Source organism: Pseudomonas sp. IT-P253 (assembly GCF_949768125.1).
GTDB lineage: Bacteria > Pseudomonadota > Gammaproteobacteria > Pseudomonadales > Pseudomonadaceae > Aquipseudomonas.
Genome location: NZ_CATKPT010000005.1, coordinates 81,473 through 105,285, shown reverse-complemented (window position 1 = coordinate 105,285; position 23,813 = coordinate 81,473). Strand labels below are relative to the sequence as shown.

General features: G+C 57.3%; 23 protein-coding genes. 8 read left to right on the top strand and 15 right to left on the bottom strand.

From position 1 onward, the window contains the following. Window positions 1-316: 316 nt before the first annotated feature. Window positions 317-502, top strand: coding sequence for a hypothetical protein (locus ACM6IR_RS03060; RefSeq protein ID WP_414906326.1), 186 nt, complete (start codon window positions 317-319; stop codon window positions 500-502). Window positions 503-553: 51 nt separating this feature from the next. On the opposite strand, the gene ACM6IR_RS03055 is transcribed toward ACM6IR_RS03060, so the two are convergent. From ACM6IR_RS03055 to ACM6IR_RS03010, 10 genes are all read right to left on the bottom strand, one after another. After that, the gene (locus ACM6IR_RS03055; protein WP_414906325.1) at window positions 554-844 is read right to left on the bottom strand and encodes a type II toxin-antitoxin system RelE/ParE family toxin; all 291 of its coding nucleotides are present in this window, start codon (window positions 842-844) and stop codon (window positions 554-556) included. Beyond that, window positions 822-1,070, bottom strand: coding sequence for a CopG family ribbon-helix-helix protein (locus ACM6IR_RS03050; RefSeq protein ID WP_414906324.1), 249 nt, complete (start codon window positions 1,068-1,070; stop codon window positions 822-824). Before ACM6IR_RS03050 ends, ACM6IR_RS03055 begins: the two co-directional genes overlap by 23 nt. A gap of 192 nt (window positions 1,071-1,262) precedes the next feature. Next, a complete protein-coding gene (locus ACM6IR_RS03045; RefSeq protein WP_414906323.1) occupies window positions 1,263-2,747 on the bottom strand; it encodes an APC family permease in 1,485 nt (494 codons plus the stop codon). A 224-nt stretch (window positions 2,748-2,971) separates the two neighbouring features. Next, complete coding sequence (locus ACM6IR_RS03040) at window positions 2,972-4,396, bottom strand: gamma-aminobutyraldehyde dehydrogenase (protein WP_414906322.1); 1,425 nt, start codon at window positions 4,394-4,396, stop codon at window positions 2,972-2,974. A gap of 148 nt (window positions 4,397-4,544) precedes the next feature. Continuing rightward, on the bottom strand, window positions 4,545-5,369 hold the full coding sequence (locus tag ACM6IR_RS03035; protein WP_414906321.1) for an ABC transporter permease: 825 nt from the start codon (window positions 5,367-5,369) through the stop codon (window positions 4,545-4,547). Beyond that, entirely contained in the window at window positions 5,359-6,306 is a 948-nt protein-coding gene (locus ACM6IR_RS03030) for an ABC transporter permease (RefSeq protein WP_414906320.1), read from the bottom strand. Before ACM6IR_RS03030 ends, ACM6IR_RS03035 begins: the two co-directional genes overlap by 11 nt. Before the next feature lies 1 nt (window position 6,307). Beyond that, window positions 6,308-7,345, bottom strand: a complete 1,038-nt coding sequence (locus tag ACM6IR_RS03025; RefSeq protein WP_414906319.1) for an ABC transporter ATP-binding protein — start codon at window positions 7,343-7,345, stop codon at window positions 6,308-6,310. 196 nt (window positions 7,346-7,541) lie between these two features. Next, the gene (gene ydcS / locus ACM6IR_RS03020; protein ID WP_414906318.1) at window positions 7,542-8,693 is read right to left on the bottom strand and encodes a putative ABC transporter substrate-binding protein YdcS; all 1,152 of its coding nucleotides are present in this window, start codon (window positions 8,691-8,693) and stop codon (window positions 7,542-7,544) included. A 201-nt stretch (window positions 8,694-8,894) separates the two neighbouring features. Beyond that, window positions 8,895-10,352, bottom strand: coding sequence for a gamma-aminobutyraldehyde dehydrogenase (locus ACM6IR_RS03015; RefSeq protein ID WP_414906344.1), 1,458 nt, complete (start codon window positions 10,350-10,352; stop codon window positions 8,895-8,897). A gap of 132 nt (window positions 10,353-10,484) precedes the next feature. Then, a complete protein-coding gene (locus tag ACM6IR_RS03010) occupies window positions 10,485-11,399 on the bottom strand; it encodes a LysR family transcriptional regulator (RefSeq protein ID WP_414906317.1) in 915 nt (304 codons plus the stop codon). 302 nt (window positions 11,400-11,701) lie between these two features. Between ACM6IR_RS03010 and ACM6IR_RS03005 the strand changes: the two genes are divergently transcribed. Genes ACM6IR_RS03005 through ACM6IR_RS02975 form a run of 7 tightly spaced genes read left to right on the top strand, consistent with a single transcriptional unit; the run spans window position 11,702 to window position 20,147 of the window. Further along, window positions 11,702-13,324: a methyl-accepting chemotaxis protein gene (locus tag ACM6IR_RS03005; protein ID WP_414906316.1), complete on the top strand. Its 1,623-nt coding sequence runs from the start codon at window positions 11,702-11,704 to the stop codon at window positions 13,322-13,324. Then, window positions 13,324-13,860: a chemotaxis protein CheW gene (locus ACM6IR_RS03000; protein ID WP_414906315.1), complete on the top strand. Its 537-nt coding sequence runs from the start codon at window positions 13,324-13,326 to the stop codon at window positions 13,858-13,860. Before ACM6IR_RS03005 ends, ACM6IR_RS03000 begins: the two co-directional genes overlap by 1 nt. Further along, a complete protein-coding gene (locus ACM6IR_RS02995; protein ID WP_414906314.1) occupies window positions 13,857-15,122 on the top strand; it encodes a CheR family methyltransferase in 1,266 nt (421 codons plus the stop codon). Before ACM6IR_RS03000 ends, ACM6IR_RS02995 begins: the two co-directional genes overlap by 4 nt. Then, a complete protein-coding gene (locus ACM6IR_RS02990) occupies window positions 15,119-15,802 on the top strand; it encodes a chemotaxis protein CheW (RefSeq protein ID WP_414906313.1) in 684 nt (227 codons plus the stop codon). Before ACM6IR_RS02995 ends, ACM6IR_RS02990 begins: the two co-directional genes overlap by 4 nt. Then, complete coding sequence (locus ACM6IR_RS02985) at window positions 15,799-18,090, top strand: hybrid sensor histidine kinase/response regulator (RefSeq protein ID WP_414906312.1); 2,292 nt, start codon at window positions 15,799-15,801, stop codon at window positions 18,088-18,090. Before ACM6IR_RS02990 ends, ACM6IR_RS02985 begins: the two co-directional genes overlap by 4 nt. Beyond that, window positions 18,087-19,097, top strand: coding sequence for a chemotaxis response regulator protein-glutamate methylesterase (locus tag ACM6IR_RS02980; protein ID WP_414906311.1), 1,011 nt, complete (start codon window positions 18,087-18,089; stop codon window positions 19,095-19,097). The genes ACM6IR_RS02985 and ACM6IR_RS02980 overlap by 4 nt, the downstream gene beginning before the upstream one ends. A gap of 48 nt (window positions 19,098-19,145) precedes the next feature. Continuing rightward, on the top strand, window positions 19,146-20,147 hold the full coding sequence (locus ACM6IR_RS02975; protein WP_414906310.1) for a diguanylate cyclase domain-containing protein: 1,002 nt from the start codon (window positions 19,146-19,148) through the stop codon (window positions 20,145-20,147). A 91-nt stretch (window positions 20,148-20,238) separates the two neighbouring features. Here ACM6IR_RS02975 and ACM6IR_RS02970 read toward each other — a convergent pair whose 3' ends face one another. Genes ACM6IR_RS02970 through ACM6IR_RS02950 form a run of 5 tightly spaced genes read right to left on the bottom strand, consistent with a single transcriptional unit; the run spans window position 20,239 to window position 23,648 of the window. Further along, entirely contained in the window at window positions 20,239-20,427 is a 189-nt protein-coding gene (locus ACM6IR_RS02970) for a rubredoxin (RefSeq protein ID WP_414906309.1), read from the bottom strand. A 21-nt stretch (window positions 20,428-20,448) separates the two neighbouring features. Next, window positions 20,449-20,787, bottom strand: coding sequence for a hypothetical protein (locus ACM6IR_RS02965; protein WP_414906343.1), 339 nt, complete (start codon window positions 20,785-20,787; stop codon window positions 20,449-20,451). Window positions 20,788-20,801: 14 nt separating this feature from the next. Beyond that, a complete protein-coding gene (locus ACM6IR_RS02960; RefSeq protein ID WP_414906308.1) occupies window positions 20,802-21,515 on the bottom strand; it encodes a ferritin-like domain-containing protein in 714 nt (237 codons plus the stop codon). Between the two features lie 24 nt (window positions 21,516-21,539). Beyond that, window positions 21,540-22,274: a ferritin-like domain-containing protein gene (locus tag ACM6IR_RS02955; protein WP_414906307.1), complete on the bottom strand. Its 735-nt coding sequence runs from the start codon at window positions 22,272-22,274 to the stop codon at window positions 21,540-21,542. 27 nt (window positions 22,275-22,301) lie between these two features. Continuing rightward, the gene (locus ACM6IR_RS02950) at window positions 22,302-23,648 is read right to left on the bottom strand and encodes a saccharopine dehydrogenase C-terminal domain-containing protein (RefSeq protein WP_414906306.1); all 1,347 of its coding nucleotides are present in this window, start codon (window positions 23,646-23,648) and stop codon (window positions 22,302-22,304) included. Window positions 23,649-23,813: the final 165 nt, after the last annotated feature.

Genomic DNA, 23,813 nt, shown 5'->3' with positions numbered 1-23,813 from the left:
CGGCCAAACGCAACGGACATTAAACAGATGCCAAATAGCTTAAACCGTTCGGTGGCAGAGAAAAAATGATTGATGGCACAGCGACAGCGCGGCAATGAAACAAGAAGTGTCGGTAAAGTTTTCCGACAGGGCTTTCTGATTTATAGGGCATTTCTGCTTTTTTTGACTAATTACTCTAAAAATAGCTTTTCAGCGCCCGGATAGTTTCTATTCTGTGGTCATGACCGGTTTTTGCCCTTCGGGCCGGCAGCGAACAACAAGGGTAGGGCGATGCGATTGTTGACGTTTTTCTCTGGCTTATAAAAGGACATCATCCATGACGAAAGTACGAAGCATCACCGAAATGTTGGGCATCTTTCCGTGCCTGGCGACCGGGCGGCGAAGGCGTCGACTCAGCTCAGAGGAATTGACGCTGGTGGAGCGTTATCGGGACTTGTCGGAGAACGACCGAATTGCGATGCGGTATCTGGTGGATGCGATGCGGAGTGTTTCGCGGTTTTGAGGAGGTACGACGTTCAGTCGTGGCGATAGTGTCACGGCTGAGTGTCGCCAATTACCAATTCTGCGATCGTTCTGCGCGCTGATGCAGAACACGCAGCACTTGTATCTGGCCATGCATCATTCGATAAGGGGCAATGAAGGGATAATGGCCAAGCACCAACTCGCGTACATCCGGTACTACTGAAGGTCTCCCAGAACCGGGAAATCGTTCCAGCTGATGGAAGGATTGAAGAAAAATCGAAATAACCTCGAAAGCCGCATCAACCCCCAGGACGCCTTGGTAGTACTCGTGAATGGCGTCAAGGTCACTTTCAGCTTTTTCAGTCAGAACTACGCTCGGCACGGGTTGCCCACTTAGCCTTCACGGCGTCCAGATCGGTGAGTTTTTCTGCGTCGGCGTCTGCTATGCCGTCGCTTATGGCTTGCAGATGCCATGACTCGGCTTCTACATATCGAACCAATGCACGCTTGAGATGGTACTGACGGTCGCGATCGGTAGCTGCTGCCAGATTATCCAGCTGTTGGGCCAGCGTTTCTTCAACTCGAAAAGACAAAACGGGCGAAGCCATGGTGGCTCTCCTGAGAAGGTGTATACGTTGTAAACGACGTAAACACCCTAGGTCTTGCCGACTTGTTCGTCAACCTGCTGCCGTGCATTGGTTTGAAGAAACCTTGGCGTGCGAACGCAAAATGGAAGGAAGGGATGTATTTCGACATGCAACAAGTGCCCCGGCACTGCTGATGACACCGGGGCGATGCCGTTACCGGCTGACTTTCCAGGCATCTCCCGCAGGCGCCGTGCCGTGGTCATACGGTTTGCCGAGCCACATGTAAAGCAAGCCAAGACCAATCACAATCGCCGTGCTCAGCACCATGGCGTAGTTGATGTACCACGCCGCGTCCGGGGTGCGCGGCCAGGCCATGTTGATAATCGCGCTCACGCCATAAACCAGTGCACCGATGTTCACGGCCCAGCCCCATGCGCCGAGGGTGAACTTGCCACTGGGTTTCCAGCCTTTCATACGCGCAAAGAGTGCTCCGAGCACGATCATCTGGAACGCCAGGTAGATACCGATGGCCGCGAAGCTGACGATGGTTGCCACTGCGTCTTGCAAGAAGAATCCCAGCACAATGATCAGCGCTGGCAGGACGCCGGACACGAACAGCGCCGCCACCGGAACCTGTGTCGCAGGGGAAATCTTCTTCAGCAGTGAGCTGCCAATGATCATTTCATCACGTGCGTAGGAGTACAGCAGGCGACTCGCCGCTGCTTGCAGGCTGATGACGCAGGAGATGAAGGAAATCATCACCACACCCATCACCACTTTTGAACCGACCGGGCCGAAGGCGTTGTTGAGGATGGTGGTGACCGGGTCCTTGTCGGTGCCGTTGATCACAGCTTGCATGTCCGGCACGGAGAGGATCAGCGCCAGGCAGGCGAACATTGCTGCGATGCCGCCGATGTAGATGGTCATGCGCATTGCCACCGGGATCTGCTTGCTCGGGTTCGGGGTTTCTTCGGCCACATCGCCGCAGGCCTCGAAGCCGTAGTACAGGAACATCCCCGCCAGCGATGCGGTCAGGAATGCCGGCAGATAAGAGCCGTCAACACGGATATCGAAGGTGTTGAACAACACGCTTATCGATTGATGACGCTCGAAGACCAGCAGGTAGACGCCGACGACCACCGCGCCAACCAGTTCGCACAGGAAGCCGAACATGGCAATACGCGCCAGCACTTTGGTGCCGCTGAGGTTGACCAGGGTAGCGAACAGCGTCAGGAACAAGGCGATGACGATGTTGGTGTTGTTGCTCGGTTCGAAGCCCATCATGGCTGCCAGGTACGGACCGGCACCCACTGCAACCGCGGCGATGGTCACACACAGGGCAATGGAGTAGATCCAGCCGACCATCCACGCCCAGCGTTTGCCCACCAAGCGACGAGCCCATGGGTAAACACCGCCGGAAATGGGGAACTGCGAGACCACTTCACCGAAGATCAGGCACACCAGCAACTGGCCGCAACCGACCAGCAAATAAGCCCAGAACATGGGTGGCCCGCCCGCGGCCAGGCACAAGCCGAACAGGGTATAAACCCCTACGACCGGGGAGAGGTAAGTGAAGCCCAGGGCGAAGTTTTCCCACAGGCTCATGCTGCGATTGAAGTTCGAGGTGTAACCCAGTTTCAGTAGTTGCTCGGCATCGCTGTCGGCAGCGGATACAGAGAGTTCGGGTAGTGCACTCATGGTGTGTTAGCTCCGGAAAATCGGCAGATTTCGGATGTCCGAAACCGTGGCGGGGCCATGACGGCGCTGCCCGGATCGGTGGTTATTGTTTTATTTGTCTGCGTTGAAACCTGGTGGTGCGTAATGCCGGTTTCGACCTTGAAACCGAGGTGACGCCTTCGCGAGCAGGCTCGCTCACATTTGAAATGCATTCCCCTGTGGGAGCGAGCCTGCTCGCGAAGCTTTTAATGCTTGAACATCACATGCCTGACGACGGTGTAGTCCTCCAAGCCATACATCGACATGTCTTTCCCATACCCGGACAGTTTCTGACCGCCATGGGGCATTTCGCTGACCAGCATGAAGTGTGTATTCACCCAGGTGCAGCCGTACTGCAAGCGCGCCGACAAGCGATGCGCGCGGCCGACGTCCGAGGTCCAGACCGACGACGCCAGGCCGTAGTCCGAATCGTTGGCCCAGCCCAGCACCTGCGCTTCATCGGTGAATTTGGTCACCGACACCACCGGCCCGAACACTTCGCGACGCACGATCTCGTCGTCTTGTTGCGCGTCGGCCAATACTGTCGGTTCGAAGAAGAAGCCATTGCCTTCCACCACCTTGCCACCGGTGATCAACCGGATGTGCGGCTGCGCCAAGGCCCGCTCGACAAACCCGGCCACGCGGTCGCGATGTTGCGCGGTGATCAGCGGACCGAGTTCGGTCGACGGATCATCCTGCAAGCCGTACTTGATGCTGCTGACGGCCGCGCCGAGCTTCTCGACGAACCGGTCGTAGATGCCTTCTTGTGCATAGATGCGGCAGGCGGCGGTGCAATCCTGGCCAGCGTTGTAGAAGCCGAAGGTGCGGATGCCTTCGACGGCAGCGTCGATGTCGGCGTCGTCGAAGATGATCACCGGGGCCTTGCCGCCCAATTCCATGTGCATGCGCTTGACGCTGTCGGCGGTGCTGGAAATGATGTTCGAGCCGGTGGCAATCGAACCGGTCAGCGACACCATGCGCACTTTCGGGTGCGTGACCAGCGGGCTGCCCACCGTAGGGCCCCGGCCAAATACCAGATTGAGCACGCCGGCCGGGAAAATCTCCGACGCCAGCTCGGCCAGGCGCAGGGCGGTCAACGGGGTTTGTTCCGACGGCTTGAGCACCACGGTATTACCGGCGGCGAGGGCCGGGGCGATTTTCCAGGCGACCATCATCAGCGGGTAGTTCCACGGCGCGATGGAGGCGATCACGCCCACCGGATCGCGGCGGATCATCGAGGTATGGCCCGGCAGGTATTCACCGCCCGCCGAACCGCTCATGCAACGGCTGGCACCGGCGAAGAAGCGGAACACGTCGGCAATCGCCGGGATTTCGTCGTTCAGCGCGGCGTTGTAGGGCTTGCCGCAGTTGTCCGACTCCAGTTTGGCCAGCTCTTCGCCATGGGCCTCGATGGCATCGGCGAGTTTGAGCAGCAGCAGCGAACGTTCTTTCGGCGGGGTGTGCGACCAGCTGTCGAAGGCGGCGTCGGCGGCGCGCACGGCGGCATCGACCTGGGCTTCGCTGGCTTCGTTGATTTCCACCAGCACACGACCGAGGGCCGGGTTGAATACGGGTTGGGCGGGGCCTTCGCCGTCGAGCAGTTGGCCGTTGATCAAGAGTTTGGTTTGCATGACGTTGTCCTCTTCGAAACTGTTCTTGTTTTTTGTGGGAGCGAGCTTGCTCGCGATAGCGGTGTTCCTGTCGACATCTCTGTTGAATGTCAGGCAGTCATCGCGAGCAAGCTCGCTCCCACAGGGGTAGTCGTGGTCTGTGAGTTATTTATTTCCCGCCACTGCCTGCGACGCTTTCGCCGCCACGGGTCAGGTAATAGGCGCCGAGAATCGGCAGCATCGTCACCATCATCACGAGCATCGCAACGACGTTGGTCACCGGCACGTCCCGTGGGCGGCTGAGCTGGTTGAGCAGCCACAGCGGCAAGGTGCGTTCATGGCCGGCGGTAAAGGTGGTGACGATGATTTCGTCGAACGACAGGGCAAACGCGAGCATGCCGCCGGCCAGCAACGCCGAGCCGAGGTTCGGCAGGACGATGTAGCGGAAGGTCTGCCAACCGTCGGCGCCGAGGTCCATCGAGGCTTCGATCAAACTGTGCGAGGTGCGGCGCAAACGGGCGATGACGTTGTTGTAGACGATCACGACGCAGAAGGTCGCGTGGCCGACGATGATGGTGAACATCCCCGGTTCGATGCCCAAGGTCTTGAAGGTCGCCAGCAACGCGATACCCGTGATGATCCCCGGCAAGGCAATCGGCAGAATCAACATCAGCGAAATGCCTTGTTTGCCGAAGAAATCCCGCCGGTACAACGCCGCCGACGCAAGAGTGCCGAGCACCATGGCAATCAATGTCGCAATGGCGGCGATCTGCGCCGACAGTTTGATCGCTTCCAGCACGTCGGGGCGCGAAAACGCCACGCTGAACCAGTGCAGGGTGAAGCCTTTGGGTGGAAAGCTGAATGCCGCGTCTTCGGTGTTGAAGGCGTACATGAAGATGATCAGGATCGGGAAGTGCAGAAACACCAACCCGCCCCAGGCTGCAATGCGCAAGCCGATAGAGGCCTGCCCTTGAGATGAAGAGTCAGAGTGCATCGAAGGCCCCCAGACGTTTGACGATAGACAGGTAAATGGCGATCAGCACGATGGGCACCAACGTGAAGGCCGCCGCCATTGGCATGTTGCCGATCGCGCCTTGCTGTGCATAAACCATGCTGCCGACGAAGTAGCCCGGCGGGCCCACCAGTTGCGGCACGATGAAGTCGCCCAGGGTCAGCGAAAAGGTGAAGATCGAACCGGCGGCGATGCCCGGAATGGACAGTGGCAGAATCACCTGCGTGAAGGTCTGGCGCGGCTTGGCGCCAAGGTCGGCCGAGGCTTGCAGCAAGGAGGGTGGCAAGCGTTCCAGCGACGCCTGGATCGGCAGGATCATGAAGGGCAGCCAGATGTAGACGAACACCATGAACCGCCCCAGGTGCGAGGTCGATAACGTGCTGCCGCCCACACCCGAAATGCCCAGCACGAACTGCAACACCGGCTCTAGCCCCAGGTGTTGAACGAACCACTGTGCGACGCCTCCCTTGGCCAGCAGCAACGTCCAGGCGTAAGCCTTGACGATGTAGCTGGCCCACATCGGCATCATCACCGCGATGTAGAAAAACGCTTTGGTTTTGCCGGTGGTGTAACGCGCCATGTAGTAGGCAATCGGGAACGCGACGATGGCGCTGGCGATCGACACGACAATCGCCATGCTCAGCGTGCGCAGGATGATGTCGAAGTTCGATGGCTGAAACAGCGCCGCGAAGTTCGCCAGGGTCAGGTCGGGTGTGACCGCCATGGTGAAGTCATCGAAGGTGTAGAAACCTTGCCACAGTAAAACCACCAGCGAACCGAGATAGATCGCGCCGAACCATAGCAGCGGCGGCACCAGCAGCAGCGACAGGTAAAAATTCGGTCGGCGATACAGCAGGTCGGAGAACCTGCGCAACGGCGAGCCGCCAGATGGGTGTTGAGAAATTGCCAAGGTGTTCATCTCACACCCCGCCCACAACGGTGTCGTGCAGCGGGATCATGGCTTCGCGCGCCCAGCGTGCGCTGATGCGTTGCCCGGTCTGGTGCTGGGCACTGACGTCCAGCCACTGCACGTTGGCCTGGCTGATGTTCAGGGTCTGGCCGTTTTCCAGTTTCATTTCATAGCGGGTGGCGCTGCCCTGGTATTGAATGTCATGCAGCAAGCCGCTGACTTCGATCTCGTGGCTGGCCAACGGACCTTCGGCGAAACGCACGTGCTCCGGGCGAATCGAAAACGGCTGTGGATTGCCGCTCAACTGCTTCGCCAGATCACCGCGAATCACGTTCGAGGTGCCGACGAATTCGGCGACGAAAGTGGTAGCTGGCTTCATGTAGAGGTTGCGCGGCGTGTCGACCTGCTCGATGCGCCCCTTGTTGAAGACGGCCACGCGGTCGGACATCGACAAGGCTTCAGTCTGGTCGTGGGTGACGAAGATGAAGGTGATGCCGAGTTGGCGTTGCAGCTTTTTCAGCTCGCTCTGCATTTGCTCGCGCAGCTTCAAGTCCAGCGCCCCAAGGGGTTCGTCGAGCAGCAACACGCGAGGGCGATTGACCAAGGCTCGAGCCAGGGCCACACGCTGGCGCTGGCCGCCAGACAATTGCACGGGCTTGCGCTCGCCGTAGCCACCGAGGGCGACCATGTCGAGGGCTTCTTCGGCACGCTTATGGCGTTCGGTCTTGCCGACGCCTTTGACTTTCAAACCGTAGGCGACGTTGTCGAGTACGTTCATGTGCGGGAACAGTGCGTAATCCTGAAAGACAGTATTTACATCACGCTGATACGGCGGCAGCCCGGCGGCCTCTTGGCCGTGAATCCGGATGGAACCTGCGCTCGGTTGTTCAAAGCCGGCGATCAGGCGCAAACAAGTGGTTTTGCCCGAGCCGGAAGGGCCCAGCATGGAGAAAAACTCGCCGTCCTGGATATCGATGGAAACCCGGTCTACGGCTTTCACTTCACCGAACAGACGGGAAACGTTGGTGAACTGGACTGCAAGCGTCATGGTGCGGTGCTCCGAAAAACAGAATCTTTAATAGCTTCGCGAGCAGGCTCGCTCCCACAGGTTTTGCGGTGAACCTGTGGGAGCAAGCGTGTAGCAGCTGCCGAGGTACGAGGCTGCGTTGCGTGTCCGCAGGACCGCCCCGGGGCCGCTTCGCAGCCCAACGCAGCCTCGTGCCTCGGCAGCTGCTACGCAGGCGTCAGCGGCCGCCCATAATCGCGATGTAATCCTGGGTCCAACGGCTGTACGGCACGAACTTGCCACCTTCAGCCTGCGGGGTTTTCCAGAAGGCGATTTTCTCGAACTGGTCGAAACCGTTGGTTTTGCAACCCTCGGCGCCGAGCAACTCGCTCTCCTTGCACGCCGCGGGAACCGCTGGCAGTGAACCGAACCACGCCGCGACGTCGCCCTGGACCTTCGGTTTCAGCGACCAGTCCATCCACTTGTAAGCGCAGTTCGGGTGTTTGGCTTCGGCGTGCAACATGGTGGTGTCGGCCCAACCGGTGGCGCCTTCTTTGGGGATGGTCGAAGCGATCGGCTGCTTTTCGTTCATCAGGCCGTTGACCTGATACGGCCAGGAGCTGGACGCGACCACGCCTTCGTTCTTGAAATCACTCATCTGCACGGTGGTGTCGTGCCAGTAGCGGTGGATCAACGGCTGCTGGGCGCGCAACAGATCAAGCACGGCTTTGTACTGGGCTTCCGTCAGTTCATACGGGCTCTGGATACCCAGTTCCGGCTTGGTGGTTTTCAAGTACAGCGCCGCGTCGGCAATGTAGATCGGACCATCGTAGGCCTGGACGCGGCCTTTGTTCGGCTTGCCGTCCGGCAGGTTTTGCGCATCGAAGACCACGCCCCAGCTGGTGGGTGCGGTTTTAAACACGTTGGTGTTGTACATCAGCACGTTCGGTCCCCACTGATACGGGGTGCCGTAAGTTTGCTTGTTGACCACGTACCACGGCGCATCTTTCAGACGCGGGTCGAGGCCTTTCCAGTTCGGAATCAACGCCGTGTTGATCGGCTGCACACGCTTGCCGCCGATCAACCGCAAGGACGCATCGCCCGACGCGGTGACCAGGTCATAACCGCCCTTGGCCATCAGGCTGACCATTTCGTCGGAGGTCGCGGCGGTTTTCACATTGACCTTGCAGCCGGTTTCCTTCTCGAAACCGGTCACCCAGTCGTAGGCCTTGTCGCTTTCGCCACGTTCGATGTAGCCGGGCCAGGCGACGATATCCAGCTGACCTTCGCCGGCGCCGACAGCTTTCAGCGGCTCGGCGGCCTGGATACTGGCGCTGGCCAGCAGCGCCGTGGTGATTGCACTGAGCAGTGCGGTCTTGTGTGCGAACATGGGATTTCCCTCTACTTTAATTATGGTCGGGGCAGTTATGAACGTGGTGAAGCATGCTGTAGGAGCGAGCTTGCTCGCGATGGTCGTGAACGATAACGAGCGTTTCCTGAATAAACGCGCCGCTCCTGCGTTCATCGTCGGAACGCCACCCGGAGCAAGCTCGCTCCCACATTGGCCGTTAGCGGCTTGTTGTTAGCGTAGTCAGAGATGCTCTCCGTGGCGCGCCATGATGTGCCGCACCACGCTGTAGTCCTGAAGCGAGTCGCTGGACAGGTCTTTGCCGTAGCCCGAACGTTTCAGGCCACCGTGGGGCATTTCGCTGACCAGCATGAAGTGGCTGTTGATCCAGGTGCAGCCGTACTGCAAACGCGCCGCGACTTGCATCGCCTTGTCCAGGTTCTGGGTCCAGACCGAGGAGGCGAGGCCGTATTCCGAGTCGTTGGCCCAGTCCACCGCCTGTTCGAGCGCATCGAAACGGGTCACGGTGACCACCGGTCCAAACACTTCGCGCTGGACGATTTCATCGCTCTGTTTGCACCCGGCCAGCAAGGTCGGCTGGTAATAGAAGCCGGCGCCGGAATGCACCGCTGCGCCGGTCACGCGCTCGATGTGTGGCTGGCCGAGGGCGCGTTCGACAAAACTGGCCACGCGGTCGCGCTGGCGGGTGCTGATCAGGGGGCCGATTTCGTTGTCGGCATCGCGTTTACCAGCGAAGCGCAGGCTGCTGACGGCCGCGCCGAGTTCGGCCACCAAGCGGTCATGAATCCCGGCTTGTGCATAAATGCGGCACGCGGCGGTGCAGTCCTGGCCGGCGTTGTAATAGCCGTAAGTGCGCACGCCTTCGACCACGGCTTGAATGTCGGCGTCATTGCAGACAATCACCGGGGCCTTGCCGCCGAGTTCGAGGTGCGTGCGCTTGAGGGTTTTTGCAGCGGCCTGGAGGATTTTTTGTCCGGTGACGATATCGCCGGTCAACGACACCATGCGCACTTTAGGGTGACTGACCAAATGGCTGCCAACGCCTTCGCCGCCGCCGCAAATGATGTTGATCACACCGCGCGGCAGTATTTCCGCCAGCGCTGGCGCCAGGGCCAGAATCGACAAGGGCGTGTGTTCGGACGGTTTGAACACCAGCGTGTTGCCCGCGGCCAGGGCGGGGGCGATTTTCCACGCGGCCATCATGATCGGGTAGTTCCACGGTGCAATCGACGCCACCACGCCAATCGGATCGCGGCGGACCATGCTGGTGTAGCCTGGCAGGTATTCGCCGCTGAGCTGGCCGGTCTGGCAGCGCACGGCGCCGGCGAAAAAGCGAAACACATCGACGGTAGCGATCAAGTCATCCTGACGGGCCAGGTGCAACGGCTTGCCGCAGTTCAGCGATTCGAGGCGGGCGAGGAGGTCGGCGCTTTTTTCGATGGCGTTAGCGATGTCCAGCAACAGGTTCGAGCGCTGCTGCGGCGTGGTGCGTGACCAACTGGCGAACGCATTGTGGGCCGCGAGGATCGCCGCTTCGACTTGCTCGGTGCTGGCCTCGGCAATCTGCGCCAGCACTTCACCGGTGGCCGGGTTGAGAATTGGCTCGACAACGCCCTGGCCGGCGACTAATTCACCATCGATCAATAGAGCGGTGAACAACGGGGTCTGCGCGCCAGCCATTTTTCGGGTTCTCTTTTCTTGTGTGGCCATGCTGCTCCCTGTGACTGGGGCCCGGCCGTCTTATATAGATGCATCAAGACTAGTGCGCAGGCCCGAGGTCGACAAATACTAAATACTGAAGGTGGCGTTCGATTAAATAGATGGCTTGCGTCCGCCGTGGGGTTGCTCGCGAGCGACGGTCAGGAACGGGTCCACCAGAGCGGGCCGCGCGGTGCCGCGACGCCAGGCCAGGCCGACGTCGAGCGTCTGGCTGAGGTCGGCGATGGGGCGTGCTTCGATGATGTCGCCTTCCAGTGACCAGGGGCGGTAGGTCATGTCTGGCTGGATCGACACACCCAAACCCGCCGCGACGAGGCTTCGCACGGCCTCGGTCGAGGCGGTTTTCAGGGTGATGCGCGGTTGCAGCCCGGCACCGCTCCATAGGCGGTGAGCGTTGCGGTCCATTTCGTCTACGTTCAGTTGAATCAGTGGCTCGCGGGCTACGTCGGCGAGGTTGATGCTGTCGTGTTCCAGCAAGGGATGCTGGGCCGGCAGCCACAGGCGATGGGGCGAGTGCGTCAAGACTTCAGTCTGCAGGGCGTGACGGTCCTCAAGGTTGGACAGGATCAACACGCCGACATCGATCTCGCCGCTGACCAGCAGATGTTCGATGTATGGCCGTTCGTCCTCCATCACACGGATTTCGACGTTGGGGTAAGCGCGCTGAAAACGGGTGAGTAAATCCGCCAGGTAATAACCGGCCACCAGGCTGGTCACGCCGATAATCAATTGGCCGGCCACTTGGTCAGTGCTTTGCTGGAGGCTGCGTTTGGCGTTGTCTACGGTGGCCAGAATCAGGTGGGCCTGGCGCAGGAATTGATGGCCCTGGTGGGTCAGCGTCATCCCCTTGGCGTGGCGGTTGAACAGGCCCACCCCGATTTCCTGCTCCAGTTGCTGGATCGCCAGGGTCAGGGTGGACTGGGAAATGAACGCGGTTTGCGCGGCGGCGGAGATCGAGCCGGTCTCGGCCACGGCGATGAAGTGGCGAATCTGACGCAAGGTCATCATGGGGAGTACCCGGTGGGCGGTTTTTATCGATTTGCCTGAGTGTATATCTTTTTAATCGATGGTCCGGCCAGAAGCCTTCGCCGGGCGCAATAGGCAGGAAACATCTGGAAGCACACTCACTCGAAGCCGCTCGCGAAAAAACCTGGGGCGTCGGGTGTCGGGCTGCCAGCGTTTTCGCTAACCGCCTTCGCGAGCAGGCTCGCCCACAGGGGGAATGCGGTCAACTGTGGGAGCGAGCCTGCTCGCGAAGGCATCTTCAGGGCTATACTGCGCAGCATTTGAAATGGCCCCGAGGACTGACTGTGAAGAACTGGACGTTGCGCCAACGCATCTTGGCGAGCTTTGCGGTAATTATCGCCATCATGTTGCTGATGGTCGTCGTCTCGTATTCCCGCCTGTTGAAGATCGAAACCAGCGAAGCAAGCGTCCGGGATGACGCGCTTCCAGGGGTGTATTACAGCTCGATGATTCGCGGCGCCTGGTCCGAAAGTTTTCTTCAGACCCAAGAGCTGCTGGGCTTGAAGCAAGGGCAGGGCATCAGCGCTGAGGATGCCGACGATTACAAAACCTTCGAGGCGAAGCTGCAAGAGGAGATGAACAACTATCGCGGAACCATCACCACGGATGAAGACAAGGTCGAGTTCATTGCTTTTGAAAAAATCCATGCCGACTACAACAAAGCGCTGACGGCCGTGCTCGATTTGCACAAGAGCAATCAGACAGCGGAGGCCATCAAGCAATTCAACGATCAGCTGATTCCAGTCTGGACAGCCGGTCGCGTGAAGCTCAATGACATCATTCACGAAAACAAAGTGGTAGCGGACCAGGACATAGTGGCCATCGATAACGCCGTGATCACTGCGAAAATCAGCATGGGCATATCGCTGCTGGTCGCGGTATTGGCCGCCGGCCTCTGCGGTTTGCTGTTGATGCGCGCAATCATGGCACCGATGAATCGCATCGTGCAGATCCTCGAAATCATGCGTACCGGCGACCTAAGCGGTCGCCTGAACCTGGAGCGCAAGGACGAGTTCGGCGCGGTCGAAACCGGCTTCAACGACATGATGACCGAGCTGACGTCCCTGGTGTCCCAGGCCCAGCGCTCCTCGGTGCAAGTCACCACGTCGGTCACCGAGATCGCCGCCACTTCCAAGCAACAACAAGCCACTGCCACGGAAACGGCGGCCACCACCACCGAAATCGGTGCGACGTCCCGTGAAATCGCTGCCACTTCGCGAGACCTGGTGCGCACCATGACCGAAGTCTCTACCGCCGCCGATCAGGCTTCGGTGCTGGCCGGTTCCGGGCAGCAAGGCCTGGCGCGCATGGAGGAGACCATGCACTCGGTGATGGGCGCGGCCGATCTGGTCAATGCCAAACTGGCGATCCTCAACGAGAAGGCCGGCAACATCAACCAGGTGGTGGTGACCATCGTCAAGGTCGCCGACCAGACCAACCTGCTGTCCCTCAACGCCGCCATTGAAGCCGAAAAGGCCGGTGAATACGGTCGCGGGTTTGCGGTGGTGGCCACCGAAGTACGGCGTCTGGCGGATCAGACTGCCGTCGCCACGTATGACATCGAGCAGATGGTGCGTGAGATCCAGTCGGCGGTGTCGGCCGGGGTGATGGGTATGGACAAGTTCTCCGAAGAGGTGCGCCGCGGCATGTCCGAAGTGCAGCAGGTCGGCGAGCAGCTGTCGCAGATCATCCATCAGGTACAGGCGCTGGCGCCGCGGGTGTTGATGGTCAACGAAGGCATGCAGGCCCAGGCCACTGGTGCAGAACAGATCAACCACGCGCTGGTGCAACTGGGCGATGCCAGCAGCCAGACCGTCGAGTCCCTGCGCCAGGCCAGTTTCGCCATCGACGAATTGAGTCAGGTCGCCGTGGGGCTGCGTAGCGGCGTCTCGCGATTCAAAGTCTGATGAGCGAACTCACGGCCAAACGCACCGCCGTGAAGCCGGCGTTGCACGCGTTGTTTCTGGTGTTTCGCATCGGCAGCGAGCGCTATGCCTTGCAGGCTATCGAGGTAGCGGAAGTGTTGCCGTACCTGCCTTTGAAGCCGATCGCCCGTGCGCCGGACTGGGTCGCGGGGGTGTTCGCCTATCGGGGCGCGGTCGTGCCGGTGATCGACCTCAGTGCATTGACGTTTGGCGAGCCGGCCCAGGCTCGCACCAGTACGCGTTTGGTGTTGGTCAATTACCGTCCGGATGTGAGTACCGAGGCGCGATTGCTCGGGCTGATCCTGGAGCAGGCCACCGACACCTTGCGCTGTAACCCGGCGGACTTTCAGCCCTATGGCCTGGACAATCGCCAGGCGCCGTACCTCGGGCCGGTGCGCGAAGACGCTCAGGGATTGTTGCAATGGGTGCGAATCGCCGATTTGCTCGATGATCGGGTTCGCGGCTTGCTGTTTCCGTCGCCCCCTCTGGACGTGGCGCAGCTTGAGGAGCGGCCATGAACACCGATCAGCGGTTTTTCGATTTCCTCAAGGCCCGCATCGGCCTCGACGTGACGTCTGTCGGGCCGGCCATCATCGAACGCGCCGTACGCCAGCGCAGCACGGCGTCACAGGCGCTGACGGCCGATGATTACTGGTGCACCTTGCAAAACTCGCAGGACGAACAGCAGGCGCTGATTGAAGCAGTGATCGTTCCCGAAACCTGGTTTTTCCGTTACCCGGAATCCTTTGCTGCCCTGGCGAAACTGGCAGCCAGGCGGCTGGCCGAGATCAACAACATGCGCGCGCTGAGGATTCTCAGCCTGCCGTGCTCCACCGGTGAAGAACCGTACTCCATCGCCATGGCTTTGCTCGATGCGGGTTTCAAGCCGCATCAGTTCAAGGTCGAAGGCATGGACGTCAGCCCGTTGTCGGTGGAAAAAGCCAAGCGCGCGCTATTCGGCAAAAATTCGTTTCGCGGTCAGGACATCGCCTTTCGCGATCGTCATTTCAGTGCCGAAGACGACGGCTATCGCCTCAGCGCGAGCGTGCTTGAGCAAGTACGTTTGCAGGTCGGCAATCTGCTCGATCCGGCGTTGCTGGTCAGCGAGCCGGCCTACGACTTTGTGTTCTGCCGCAACTTGCTGATCTACTTCGATCAGCCGACCCAGCAACAGGTTTTCGAAGTGCTCAAGCGTCTGACTCACGTCGACGGCGTGCTGTTTATCGGCCCGGCCGAGGGCAGTTTGCTGGGGCGCTTTGGCATGCGCTCGGTTGGCATCGCGCAGTCCTTTGCCTTCAGTCGTCAGGGGGTGCCGGAGCCTGAGCCTGTTGCGACGTTTGTTCCGACGCCGCTGCCCACGCACCCACCGATACGTAGCGTGCCGTCGTCGCCCGTGCGCAAGCGCCCGTTTGCAACCCTCACGCCGGCAGTCTTCACCCCGAAAGCAGCGGACGCCACCGCCTTGATGGCCAACATCGCGACCCTCGCCAACCAAGGCAAAAGCGCCGAAGCCCGCACCGCCTGCGAAAGCTATTTGCGCAGCCATGAACCGGTGGCTCAAGTATTTTACTGGCTGGGATTGCTCAGCGATGTCGCCGGCAATGCCCTGCAGGCCCAGGGTTTTTATCGCAAGGCGCTTTACCTCGAACCGCAACATCCCGACGCGTTGATGCACCTGGCGGCGTTGCTGCAATCCCAGGGCGACACGGCGGGTGCCAGACGATTGCAGGAACGCGCCGCCCGCAGTGAGCGCGTCGCTGACAGTGAGCGTAAACGATGATCGCCTCCGACGGCTTTAGCGTCACCCATGATAATGCCCAGGCTATCGACGACTGCTGGAACTGCATCGGTATCCACGGCGACAGGTCCTGCCCACTGCTGAGCGAGCATATTCACTGTCGCAATTGTGGGGTGTATTCAGCCGCCGCGACGCGCTTGCTCGATCGCTATGCGTTGCAACAGGAAGATCGCGGGGAGGTTTCCACGGCGGTGGAGACCGACGTTAAAACCCGCTCACTGTTAATGTTCCGTCTCGGCGAAGAGTGGCTGGGCCTGGCGACGCGCAGTCTGGTGGAAGTGGCGCCGCTGCAAGCGATTCACTCCTTGCCGCACCAGCGTTCCCGGGCTTTGCTCGGCGTAGCCAATGTGAGGGGGGCCTTGGTGGCCTGTTTGTCGCTGGTGGAGCTGCTCGGGCTCGACGGTGCGAGCAGCGTGGCGTCTGGCACGCGAGTCATGCCGCGGATGCTGATCATCGCGGCCCATGGCGGGCCGGTGGTGGTGTCGGTGGATGAAGTGGACGGGATCCACGCGATCGACGAGCACATTCTAGAGGCGGCGTCTCGGTCTGGTACTCAGGTCAGTGCCAAATACACCCGTGGCGTATTGCAATTCAAAGGTCGCAGCCTGCGTTGGCTGGATGAAGAACAGCTGTTGTCCGCGGTGACCCGGAGCCTCACATGACCCCTGAGCAAATGCGCGACTCCTCTTTGCTGGAACTGTTCAGCCTGGAAGCCGAGGCCCAGACCCAAGTGCTGAGCGCAGGGCTTTTGGCCCTTGAGCGCGATCCGACCCAGGCCGATCATCTGGAGTCGTGCATGCGCGCGGCGCATTCGCTCAAGGGGGCGGCGCGGATCGTCGGCGTCGATGCCGGAGTCAGCGTCGCGCATGTGATGGAAGATTGCCTGGTCAGTGCCCAGGAAGGGCGTCTTTATCTGCGGCCCGAGCACATCGATGCCTTGCTTCAGGGCACCGATTTATTGATGCGCATCGCGACGCCGAATAGCGCGCCAGCGCCGGCGGATATCGAATCCTATGTAGCCCTGATGGCTCGGTTACTGGATCCGCAGGCACTCGCCGTGCCGATCAGCACGCCAATTGCGCCGTTCATGGCCGAGCCTGAATTCGAAGAGGCCAACGTTGGTCTGCCCGACGCTGTCATTGAATTACCCGCCGCTGCATCGATCGAGTCACTGCACAAGGCCCGGCGCACCACCGAAAATGGTGAGCGCGTATTGCGGGTCACGGCTGAGCGCTTGAACAGCCTGCTCGATCTGTCGAGCAAATCGCTGGTGGAAACCCTTCGGCTCAAACCGCACCTGGCGACCATGCAGCGCCTCAAGCGTATGCAGAACAACGGCCTGCGGGCCCTGGAAAACCTCAACGTCCATCTCAAGGATCAGGCATTGAGCCTGGAAGCACGAGAAGCCCTTGAGGATGCCCGCCGGCTATTGGCGGACTCCCAGCAATTGCTGACAGAAAAAAACGCCGAGCTGGATGAGTTTGCCTGGCAGGCCAGCCAACGGGCGCAGGTGCTCTATGACACGGCACTGGCCTGTCGCATGCGGCCGTTTGCCGATGTGTTGACCGGGCAAGTGCGGATGGTTCGCGACCTGGGGCGCAGCCTCGGCAAACAGGTGCGGCTGGAGATCGAGGGCGAAAAGACTCAGGTTGACCGCGATGTACTGGAAAAACTTGAAGCACCGCTGACCCACTTGCTGCGCAATGCAGTGGACCACGGAATCGAATCCCCGGAGCTGCGGCTACTCGCCGGCAAACCAGCTGAAGGCTTGATCCGCTTGCGTGTTTCTCACCAGGCCGGTTTGCTGGCGCTGGAATTAAGCGACGATGGCAACGGTGTGGATCTGGAAAAGGTCCGCCGTGCGATCATCGAACGGCAACTGTCGCCGGCCGAAACCGCCGCACAGCTGAGCGAGGAGGAGTTGCTGACGTTCTTGTTCCTGCCAGGCTTCAGCCTGCGCGACAAGGTCACCGAAGTCTCCGGGCGGGGTGTCGGTCTGGATGCGGTTCAGCACATGGTCCGGCAGTTACGCGGCGCGGTAGTGCTGGAGCAGACGGCGGGCGAGGGCAGTCGCTTCCATCTCGAAGTGCCGCTGACCCTGTCGGTGGTGCGCAGTCTGGTGGTGGAAGTCGGCGATGAGGCGTACGCCTTTCCGCTGGCCCACATCGAACGCATGTGCGACCTGGCGCTGCAAGATATCGTTCAGGTCGAGGGCCGTCAGCATTTCTGGTACGAAGGTCGACATGTCGGGCTGGTCGCGGCCAGTCAGCTGTTGCAGCGTCCGGCCAGCCAGGACAACCAGCAAACCCTGAAAGTCGTGGTGATCCGCGAGCGCGATGCGATTTACGGCGTGGCGGTGGAGCGTTTTATCGGCGAGCGGACATTGGTCGTATTACCGCTGGATGAGCGACTGGGCAAGGTCCAGGACATCTCTGCCGGGGCCTTGCTCGACGATGGCTCGGTGGTGCTGATCGTCGACGTCGAGGACATGCTGCGTTCGGTGGACAAATTGCTCAACACCGGGCGGCTGGAGCGTATTGCGCGGCACGGCAACCAGGTGGTCGAAGCCGCGCGCAAACGGATTCTGGTGGTCGATGACTCACTGACGGTGCGCGAGTTGCAGCGCAAGCTGTTGCTCAATCGCGGCTACGACGTGGCCGTGGCGGTCGACGGAATGGATGGCTGGAACGCACTGCGTTCGGAGAATTTCGATCTGCTGATCACCGACATTGATATGCCGCGCATGGATGGCATCGAGCTGGTGTCGTTATTGCGCCGGGACAATCGACTGCAATCCCTGCCGGTTATGGTGGTGTCCTACAAGGATCGTGAAGAGGATCGTCGTCGTGGACTGGACGCTGGCGCCGACTATTATCTAGCCAAAGCCAGTTTTCACGACGACGCCCTGCTTGATGCAGTGGTTGAGCTCATAGGAGGAGCGCGGGCATGAAAATCGCGATCGTCAACGACATGCCCATGGCGGTAGAGGCCCTGCGCCGTGCCTTGGCATTTGAACCGGTGCATGAGGTGATCTGGGTCGCCAGCAATGGGGCAGAGGCCGTACAGCGTTGCGCCGAAAACACCCCGGATCTGATCCTGATGGACCTGATCATGCCGGTGATGGACGGTGTGGAGGCAACGCGACGGATCATGGCCGAGACCCCGTGCGCCATCGTGGTGGTTACCGTCGATCGTCAGCAAAACGTGCACCGGGTGTTCGAGGCGATGGGATACGGGGCGCTGGATGTGGTTGATACGCCAGCGCTCGGTGCCGGCAATGCGCAGGAAGCGGCGGCCCCATTGCTGCGCAAGATCATGAACATCGGTTGGCTGATCGGTGAGAAGGGCAGTCAGCTGCGCCCGGCACCCGGCCCATTACGCAGTTCGGGATCGCGCCAGCGCCTGGTGGCCATCGGCTCATCCGCCGGAGGGCCGGCCGCGCTGGAAGTCTTGCTCAAGGGGCTGCCACGGGATTTTTCAGCGGCCATCGTGCTGGTACAGCATGTTGATCAAGTATTCGCCACCGGCATGGCCGAATGGTTGAGCAGTGCCAGTGGCTTGAACGTGCGTCTGGCCGAGGCAGGCGAGCCGCCGCAGGCTGGCACCGTGCTGTTGGCCGGCACCAACCACCATATTCGCTTGTTGAAAAACGGAACGCTGGCCTACACCGCCGAACCGGTCAACGAGATCTATCGTCCCTCGATCGATGTGTTTTTCGAAAGCGTAGCCACTTACTGGAACGGCGATGCCGTGGGTGTATTGCTCACCGGCATGGGGCGCGATGGCGCCCAGGGGCTTAAACTCATGCGCCAACAGGGCTACCTGACCATCGCTCAGGACCAACAAAGCAGTTCGGTATATGGTATGCCGAAAGCGGCAGCCGCCATTGACGCCGCAGTGGAAATTCGCCCACTGGACAAGATAGCGCCACGATTGCTGGAGATTTTCCCCAAGTGAACACCTTTCACAGCAATAGTGGCCCAAGTAGTACTCAGGTGACCGCACATGAATGACTTACAGCTCGACGACTTCAAGACCGACGAAAACGCCGCCATGGTGCTGCTGGTGGACGATCAGGCAATGATCGGCGAGGCGGTGCGCCGCGGGTTGTCGAACGAAGAAAATATCGATTTCCACTTCTGCGCCGACCCGCACCAGGCCATTGCCCAGGCGATTCGCATCAAGCCCACGGTGATCCTCCAGGACCTGGTCATGCCCGGCCTCGACGGCCTGAGCCTGGTGCGCGAGTACCGCAATCACCCGGCAACCAAGGACATTCCGATCATTGTCCTGTCGACCAAGGAAGACCCGCTGATCAAGAGCGCGGCGTTCGCGGCCGGCGCCAACGATTACCTGGTCAAACTGCCGGACAACATTGAACTGGTGGCACGCATTCGCTATCACTCACGCTCCTATATGACGTTGTTGCAGCGTGATGCGGCCTACCGTGCGTTGCGAGTCAGTCAGCAGCAGTTGCTCGACACCAATCTGGTGCTACAGCGGTTGATGAACTCCGACGGCCTGACCGGGCTGTCGAATCGTCGCCACTTCGACGAATACCTGGAGCTGGAATGGCGACGCTCGTTGCGTGACCAGAGCCAATTGTCGCTGCTGATGATTGATGTGGACTATTTCAAGACCTTCAACGACAGCTTTGGCCACCTGGAAGGCGACGAAGCCCTGCGCAAAGTCGCCACAGCCATCCGTGACGCCAGCGCCCGGCCTTCGGACCTGCCGGCCCGTTATGGTGGCGAAGAGTTCGCGCTGGTATTGCCCAATACCTCGCCGGGCGGCGCGCGGCTGGTGGCGGAAAAACTTCGCCAGACCGTGGCAGCATTGAAAATTCCGCATATTTCGCCGACCGAAGGTTCGAGCCTGACCATCAGCATCGGCCTGTCGACCCTCACCCCCCAACCCGGCAGCGATTGCCGGCAGTTGATTCTTGCGGCGGACAAGGGGCTGTACCTGGCGAAGAAGAATGGGCGTAATCAGGTGGGGATTGAGTAATAGACTAATAAGTTAAGTTAATAAAGCTGGCTTGAGTATATTGGCTAGCTTTATTTTCTGTTTCTCAAGCTAGAGCTGCTTCAAATATTGGTTAGCAGTTTTTTAGTTTAGGGGTTAATGCGAAATCGCCTTTTGGCATCTGGCAATCCGGGCATAACCAATCCTCGTGGATATCATCCCAGTGCGTACCGGGTGATACTCCATTTTCAGGATCACCTTTCGCAGGGTCATACTCATAGCCACAGACAGTGCAAGTCATTGTGTTTTCTTCAGCGTGCATGATTCTATCCTTTTGATTTAGTTAGAGCGCCACGGCGGCAACTAATCCAGCGGCTCCTAGAAAAAATCCTATTAATGCGCCTCTTTCAGGGAGCTCCTTGAGCATCGCATATATAACGATAGGCTCTAAAATTAGCAGAAGCGTTATCGAAACGACTGTTACTATCCAGATGTTTCCCGTGCCTTTGTATCCAAGCCAGTATGCAAAAACCAGGCATGTGCCTGCGATACAAATTAGCACTATTGGTCTGAGAAACATTAATGGGGTTTCCAGTGGCTTGCCGGGGAGTTTTGAAGCGTATACTTCGCTATAAATTGTCAATATTTCGCCGAATATCATAAGTAGAAGTGCAGCGGTCATGTAATAGTAGTTCTTCATTTTCGGCCTTTGGTTAGAATGGATAATATTTCCTCTATGGCAACTTCACCTAGTTCGTTGTGATCAAGTAGGAAATGAGGGCCGTCGTGATCGAACAGGAAGGTATTTTGGTAAGTGCTGCCTTCTAATGTAATTATGTTGCGAAGCACTTCTTCTGCTTTATCTAGTTTCGATCTATGAGCGTATTTGAGGATTTTTATCGCGTTGCCAAAATGGATCGCTTCATCCGATATTAGATTTTTAATCCATGTGTTGAAGGCAGGGTGTCCAAACTCGCTATAAAATGTATCTTTTTTGTATGTTTTGACGGAAATATACTCGTCGTAAGCGAACATGAGGAGCAAGTTGAACTCATTGGAGAGTGTTTCTTCCAGGTTTTCGAAATTGCCAGTCCGTACTTTCAGTTGGTCGATTAACTCTTCCTCGCTAGAACCAAATAAAAGACGATTAAGCTCGAAGAAACCATCGGAATGATTTTTTTCATCTGCAAACCAAAAATCTAAATACTGGACGAAGTATGGTGAAAAATTATTTCTTGCTCTGTATAGGTGGTTGTAAAGGTTTATTGCATCATATTCTGAGGCTAGATCTGCCATGAAAAAGTCTTGATATTTTTTATCGATCCCAGGATTTACCCATCCTCCATTAGAAATTTCATTAAAAAGGGCCCGAGAACTCCAGTGTTGTTTAACTAAAAAAGGTTGTTTCATTATTATTCCTCGGAGGCGAATTTTTCACTCGTTGAATTTCTTTACGATGGCAGGGATTATCATGTCCTTTATTTCTTTTTTGGATATTGGGAAGTCAGTTGTGTTGTGGTCCAGCACGAATGTCCCGGTGTAGCTTGATTTTTCAAAGTCTAGATTGAATATTTCATCAAGTATTGAGCGGGTCTCGGTTGTCCGTTCAGGAAAAAGACTCTTGGCTTTTTGTACAAATGAGATGAAGTGTCTGGCTTCATCTTTCTTTGCCTTTCTTATCCAATTCGATAGTTGTTCTGAATCGAACTGATCGTACTTAGCTATGCTGCGGTGATATACATGTGTGGTAATTATTTCATCGTAGGCCAGCATGATGAGAAGCTTAAATGCATCACTGGCTATTGGATTGATAATGGTGAAGTCAGGTTTTCTGATTTCGGCTTCGAGTATAACTTGGTCCAGTGGTATGCCAGTGAAAGATGAATAGATCAAGGCAAAGCCATAGGCATGGTCGATTTCGTCTCGGAGCCAAGGAATCAACACATCTGTCAGAGTTGGGAAGGTTTCTGCATATTGGTCTTCTAAATGCCAATATAGACGGCGAGCATCGTACTCTGTAATTATCGAGTCAAAAAATATCCCTTTCCACTCGGCGTGTGCGATATCACTAAGATCTACTAGAGGAAATTTAAAGTTTTTCAGAACTGCTGAGGCATCTAGTGTGGACCGAGTCTCGCCATTTTTGGTGAATGTTTTTGTGTTGTCCATAATGTTGGCGCTCCATGAGTTGTAATCTTAATGCTGAGGAGTTATGCGAAAATTCTGAAATGATAAGGAGTCGCTAGATAGGTTGGGTTGCCAATCGGTCTCTTGCTTAACGATAGGTTGCCAATACCGTTCGGCGAATTCGTAAATGTAATGCCAGTCGAGACTTTCGGATTCTAATACGCCAGAGTCAGGGTGCAATTCGGCCCACTTCATTCCAGCTACGATACTTGATACGACTTGCAGGCTGGTGGCGCTATTGTGGTTTGCCATTTTTCTTGCTTTGCCTATTGACAGATTTGATCCGAGCCAAAATGATTTGTATTTTTTACTGATCAAAAAAATGCCAAGCTCATCAATACCTGAAACTATGTCTTCCTTCATTATTTCCTTGGATTGTATTGGGTTTTCACTCCCTTCTTTAAGCAGTTGTATTGATTCTACCGCTTGATCGCATGGGTGATACGCATAATAAACGGTCGGACGATATGTTGGATTGGTCGGGTCACCTAAAGTTAAGTACTCCGCAATCGAAAGCGATTCGTTGTGCGTCAATAGATATGCCGAAAATTCTAAGTAATTCGGCGACCAGCTTTTCACTATGACCTCTCGTCCTTGTTCGAGCATTTCCAATGAGTACCGGTTGATTTTAGCTCCATTAGGAATTGTCTCCTCGTGAGTACCCCATCCCATTTCTGCTGGCTGTAAGCACTCAGTAATCAGTCCGTCCACAGACCAAGTACACATGAAATTGTTGTGCTCTCGGACGCGTGAAGTGACTTGAGTGTCGCGCTCTGAAATCTGTATAACTTGTAATTCAAGCCTGTTGGCTAACTCAGCCCAGTCAGTCCGAGTTATTGGTCGATCAGTTAGCTTGTTAATTGTTGCCATCTCAAGCATTGCTTTTTTTAGTAGTATGGAAATGAATCCAGGGTTTGCTCCATGTGCAACAAGTGCTGTTGTTGTCGATGCTTTAGTTCTTGTATAGTCTTTTAATTGTTCCCTGAGGGAGTGATTGCTAATAAAGCAGTGGTCATTGTGGCTGGCATATTCCCACGGCTCTATGCAAGTATCTAGATAAAGTGCATCGAGTCGTTGGGCAAGATCTATCAGGGCTATACTTGAAACGGATACAGCGAGATTTAGAAGAAAGCTAGTGTTGCTTAGCAGAGGCGTCAAAATTTCGCAAAAATTATCACTGGTTATGAGTTTTCTCTTGAGTGTTATCGAAAACTCTTTCGCGATGCTCTTTTGAATATCATTGGTTTCTTTGTCGAAAATTATAATGTTTGCGCTGTAATTTTCGGTTAGTAGGGGTAGGAGCGCTTGTGCGATGCTGCCAAATCCTACAATTACTATGTTGTTGATGGTTTTCATAGCGGTCCTTTAATTGTAGAGATTGTGGCGAAGTTGAGGGGGAGGCGGTTTTTATAGTTAAAATAATTCGTGGCGAAGGGTTCGCCTAAGTTTAAGTTAAAGCATTACTGTTTTTATTGAGTGTGATTAATTTGTTGTGGTTTGTTTTTGTGTTGAATGTTTATA

Bases quoted from the DNA above. Each gene is read 5' to 3' on its own strand.
- ACM6IR_RS02975 (WP_414906310.1), top strand. From the start codon at position 19,146: ATGAATGACTTACAGCTCGACGACTTCAAGACCGACGAAAACGCCGCC.
- ACM6IR_RS03015 (WP_414906344.1), bottom strand. From the start codon at position 10,352: ATGGCTGGCGCGCAGACCCCGTTGTTCACCGCTCTATTGATCGATGGT.
- ACM6IR_RS03040 (WP_414906322.1), bottom strand. From the start codon at position 4,396: ATGCAAACCAAACTCTTGATCAACGGCCAACTGCTCGACGGCGAAGGC.
- ACM6IR_RS03025 (WP_414906319.1), bottom strand. From the start codon at position 7,345: ATGACGCTTGCAGTCCAGTTCACCAACGTTTCCCGTCTGTTCGGTGAA.
- ACM6IR_RS03010 (WP_414906317.1), bottom strand. From the start codon at position 11,399: ATGATGACCTTGCGTCAGATTCGCCACTTCATCGCCGTGGCCGAGACC.
- ACM6IR_RS02990 (WP_414906313.1), top strand. From the start codon at position 15,119: ATGATCGCCTCCGACGGCTTTAGCGTCACCCATGATAATGCCCAGGCT.
- ACM6IR_RS02985 (WP_414906312.1), top strand. From the start codon at position 15,799: ATGACCCCTGAGCAAATGCGCGACTCCTCTTTGCTGGAACTGTTCAGC.
- ACM6IR_RS03030 (WP_414906320.1), bottom strand. From the start codon at position 6,306: ATGAACACCTTGGCAATTTCTCAACACCCATCTGGCGGCTCGCCGTTG.
- ACM6IR_RS03000 (WP_414906315.1), top strand. From the start codon at position 13,324: ATGAGCGAACTCACGGCCAAACGCACCGCCGTGAAGCCGGCGTTGCAC.
- ACM6IR_RS02980 (WP_414906311.1), top strand. From the start codon at position 18,087: ATGAAAATCGCGATCGTCAACGACATGCCCATGGCGGTAGAGGCCCTG.
- ACM6IR_RS03050 (WP_414906324.1), bottom strand. From the start codon at position 1,070: ATGGCTTCGCCCGTTTTGTCTTTTCGAGTTGAAGAAACGCTGGCCCAA.
- ACM6IR_RS03060 (WP_414906326.1), top strand. From the start codon at position 317: ATGACGAAAGTACGAAGCATCACCGAAATGTTGGGCATCTTTCCGTGC.
- ACM6IR_RS02995 (WP_414906314.1), top strand. From the start codon at position 13,857: ATGAACACCGATCAGCGGTTTTTCGATTTCCTCAAGGCCCGCATCGGC.
- ACM6IR_RS02950 (WP_414906306.1), bottom strand. From the start codon at position 23,648: ATGAAAACCATCAACAACATAGTAATTGTAGGATTTGGCAGCATCGCA.
- ACM6IR_RS02955 (WP_414906307.1), bottom strand. From the start codon at position 22,274: ATGGACAACACAAAAACATTCACCAAAAATGGCGAGACTCGGTCCACA.
- ACM6IR_RS02960 (WP_414906308.1), bottom strand. From the start codon at position 21,515: ATGAAACAACCTTTTTTAGTTAAACAACACTGGAGTTCTCGGGCCCTT.
- ACM6IR_RS03035 (WP_414906321.1), bottom strand. From the start codon at position 5,369: ATGCACTCTGACTCTTCATCTCAAGGGCAGGCCTCTATCGGCTTGCGC.
- ACM6IR_RS03045 (WP_414906323.1), bottom strand. From the start codon at position 2,747: ATGAGTGCACTACCCGAACTCTCTGTATCCGCTGCCGACAGCGATGCC.
- ACM6IR_RS02965 (WP_414906343.1), bottom strand. From the start codon at position 20,787: ATGACCGCTGCACTTCTACTTATGATATTCGGCGAAATATTGACAATT.
- ACM6IR_RS02970 (WP_414906309.1), bottom strand. From the start codon at position 20,427: ATGCACGCTGAAGAAAACACAATGACTTGCACTGTCTGTGGCTATGAG.
- ydcS (WP_414906318.1), bottom strand. From the start codon at position 8,693: ATGTTCGCACACAAGACCGCACTGCTCAGTGCAATCACCACGGCGCTG.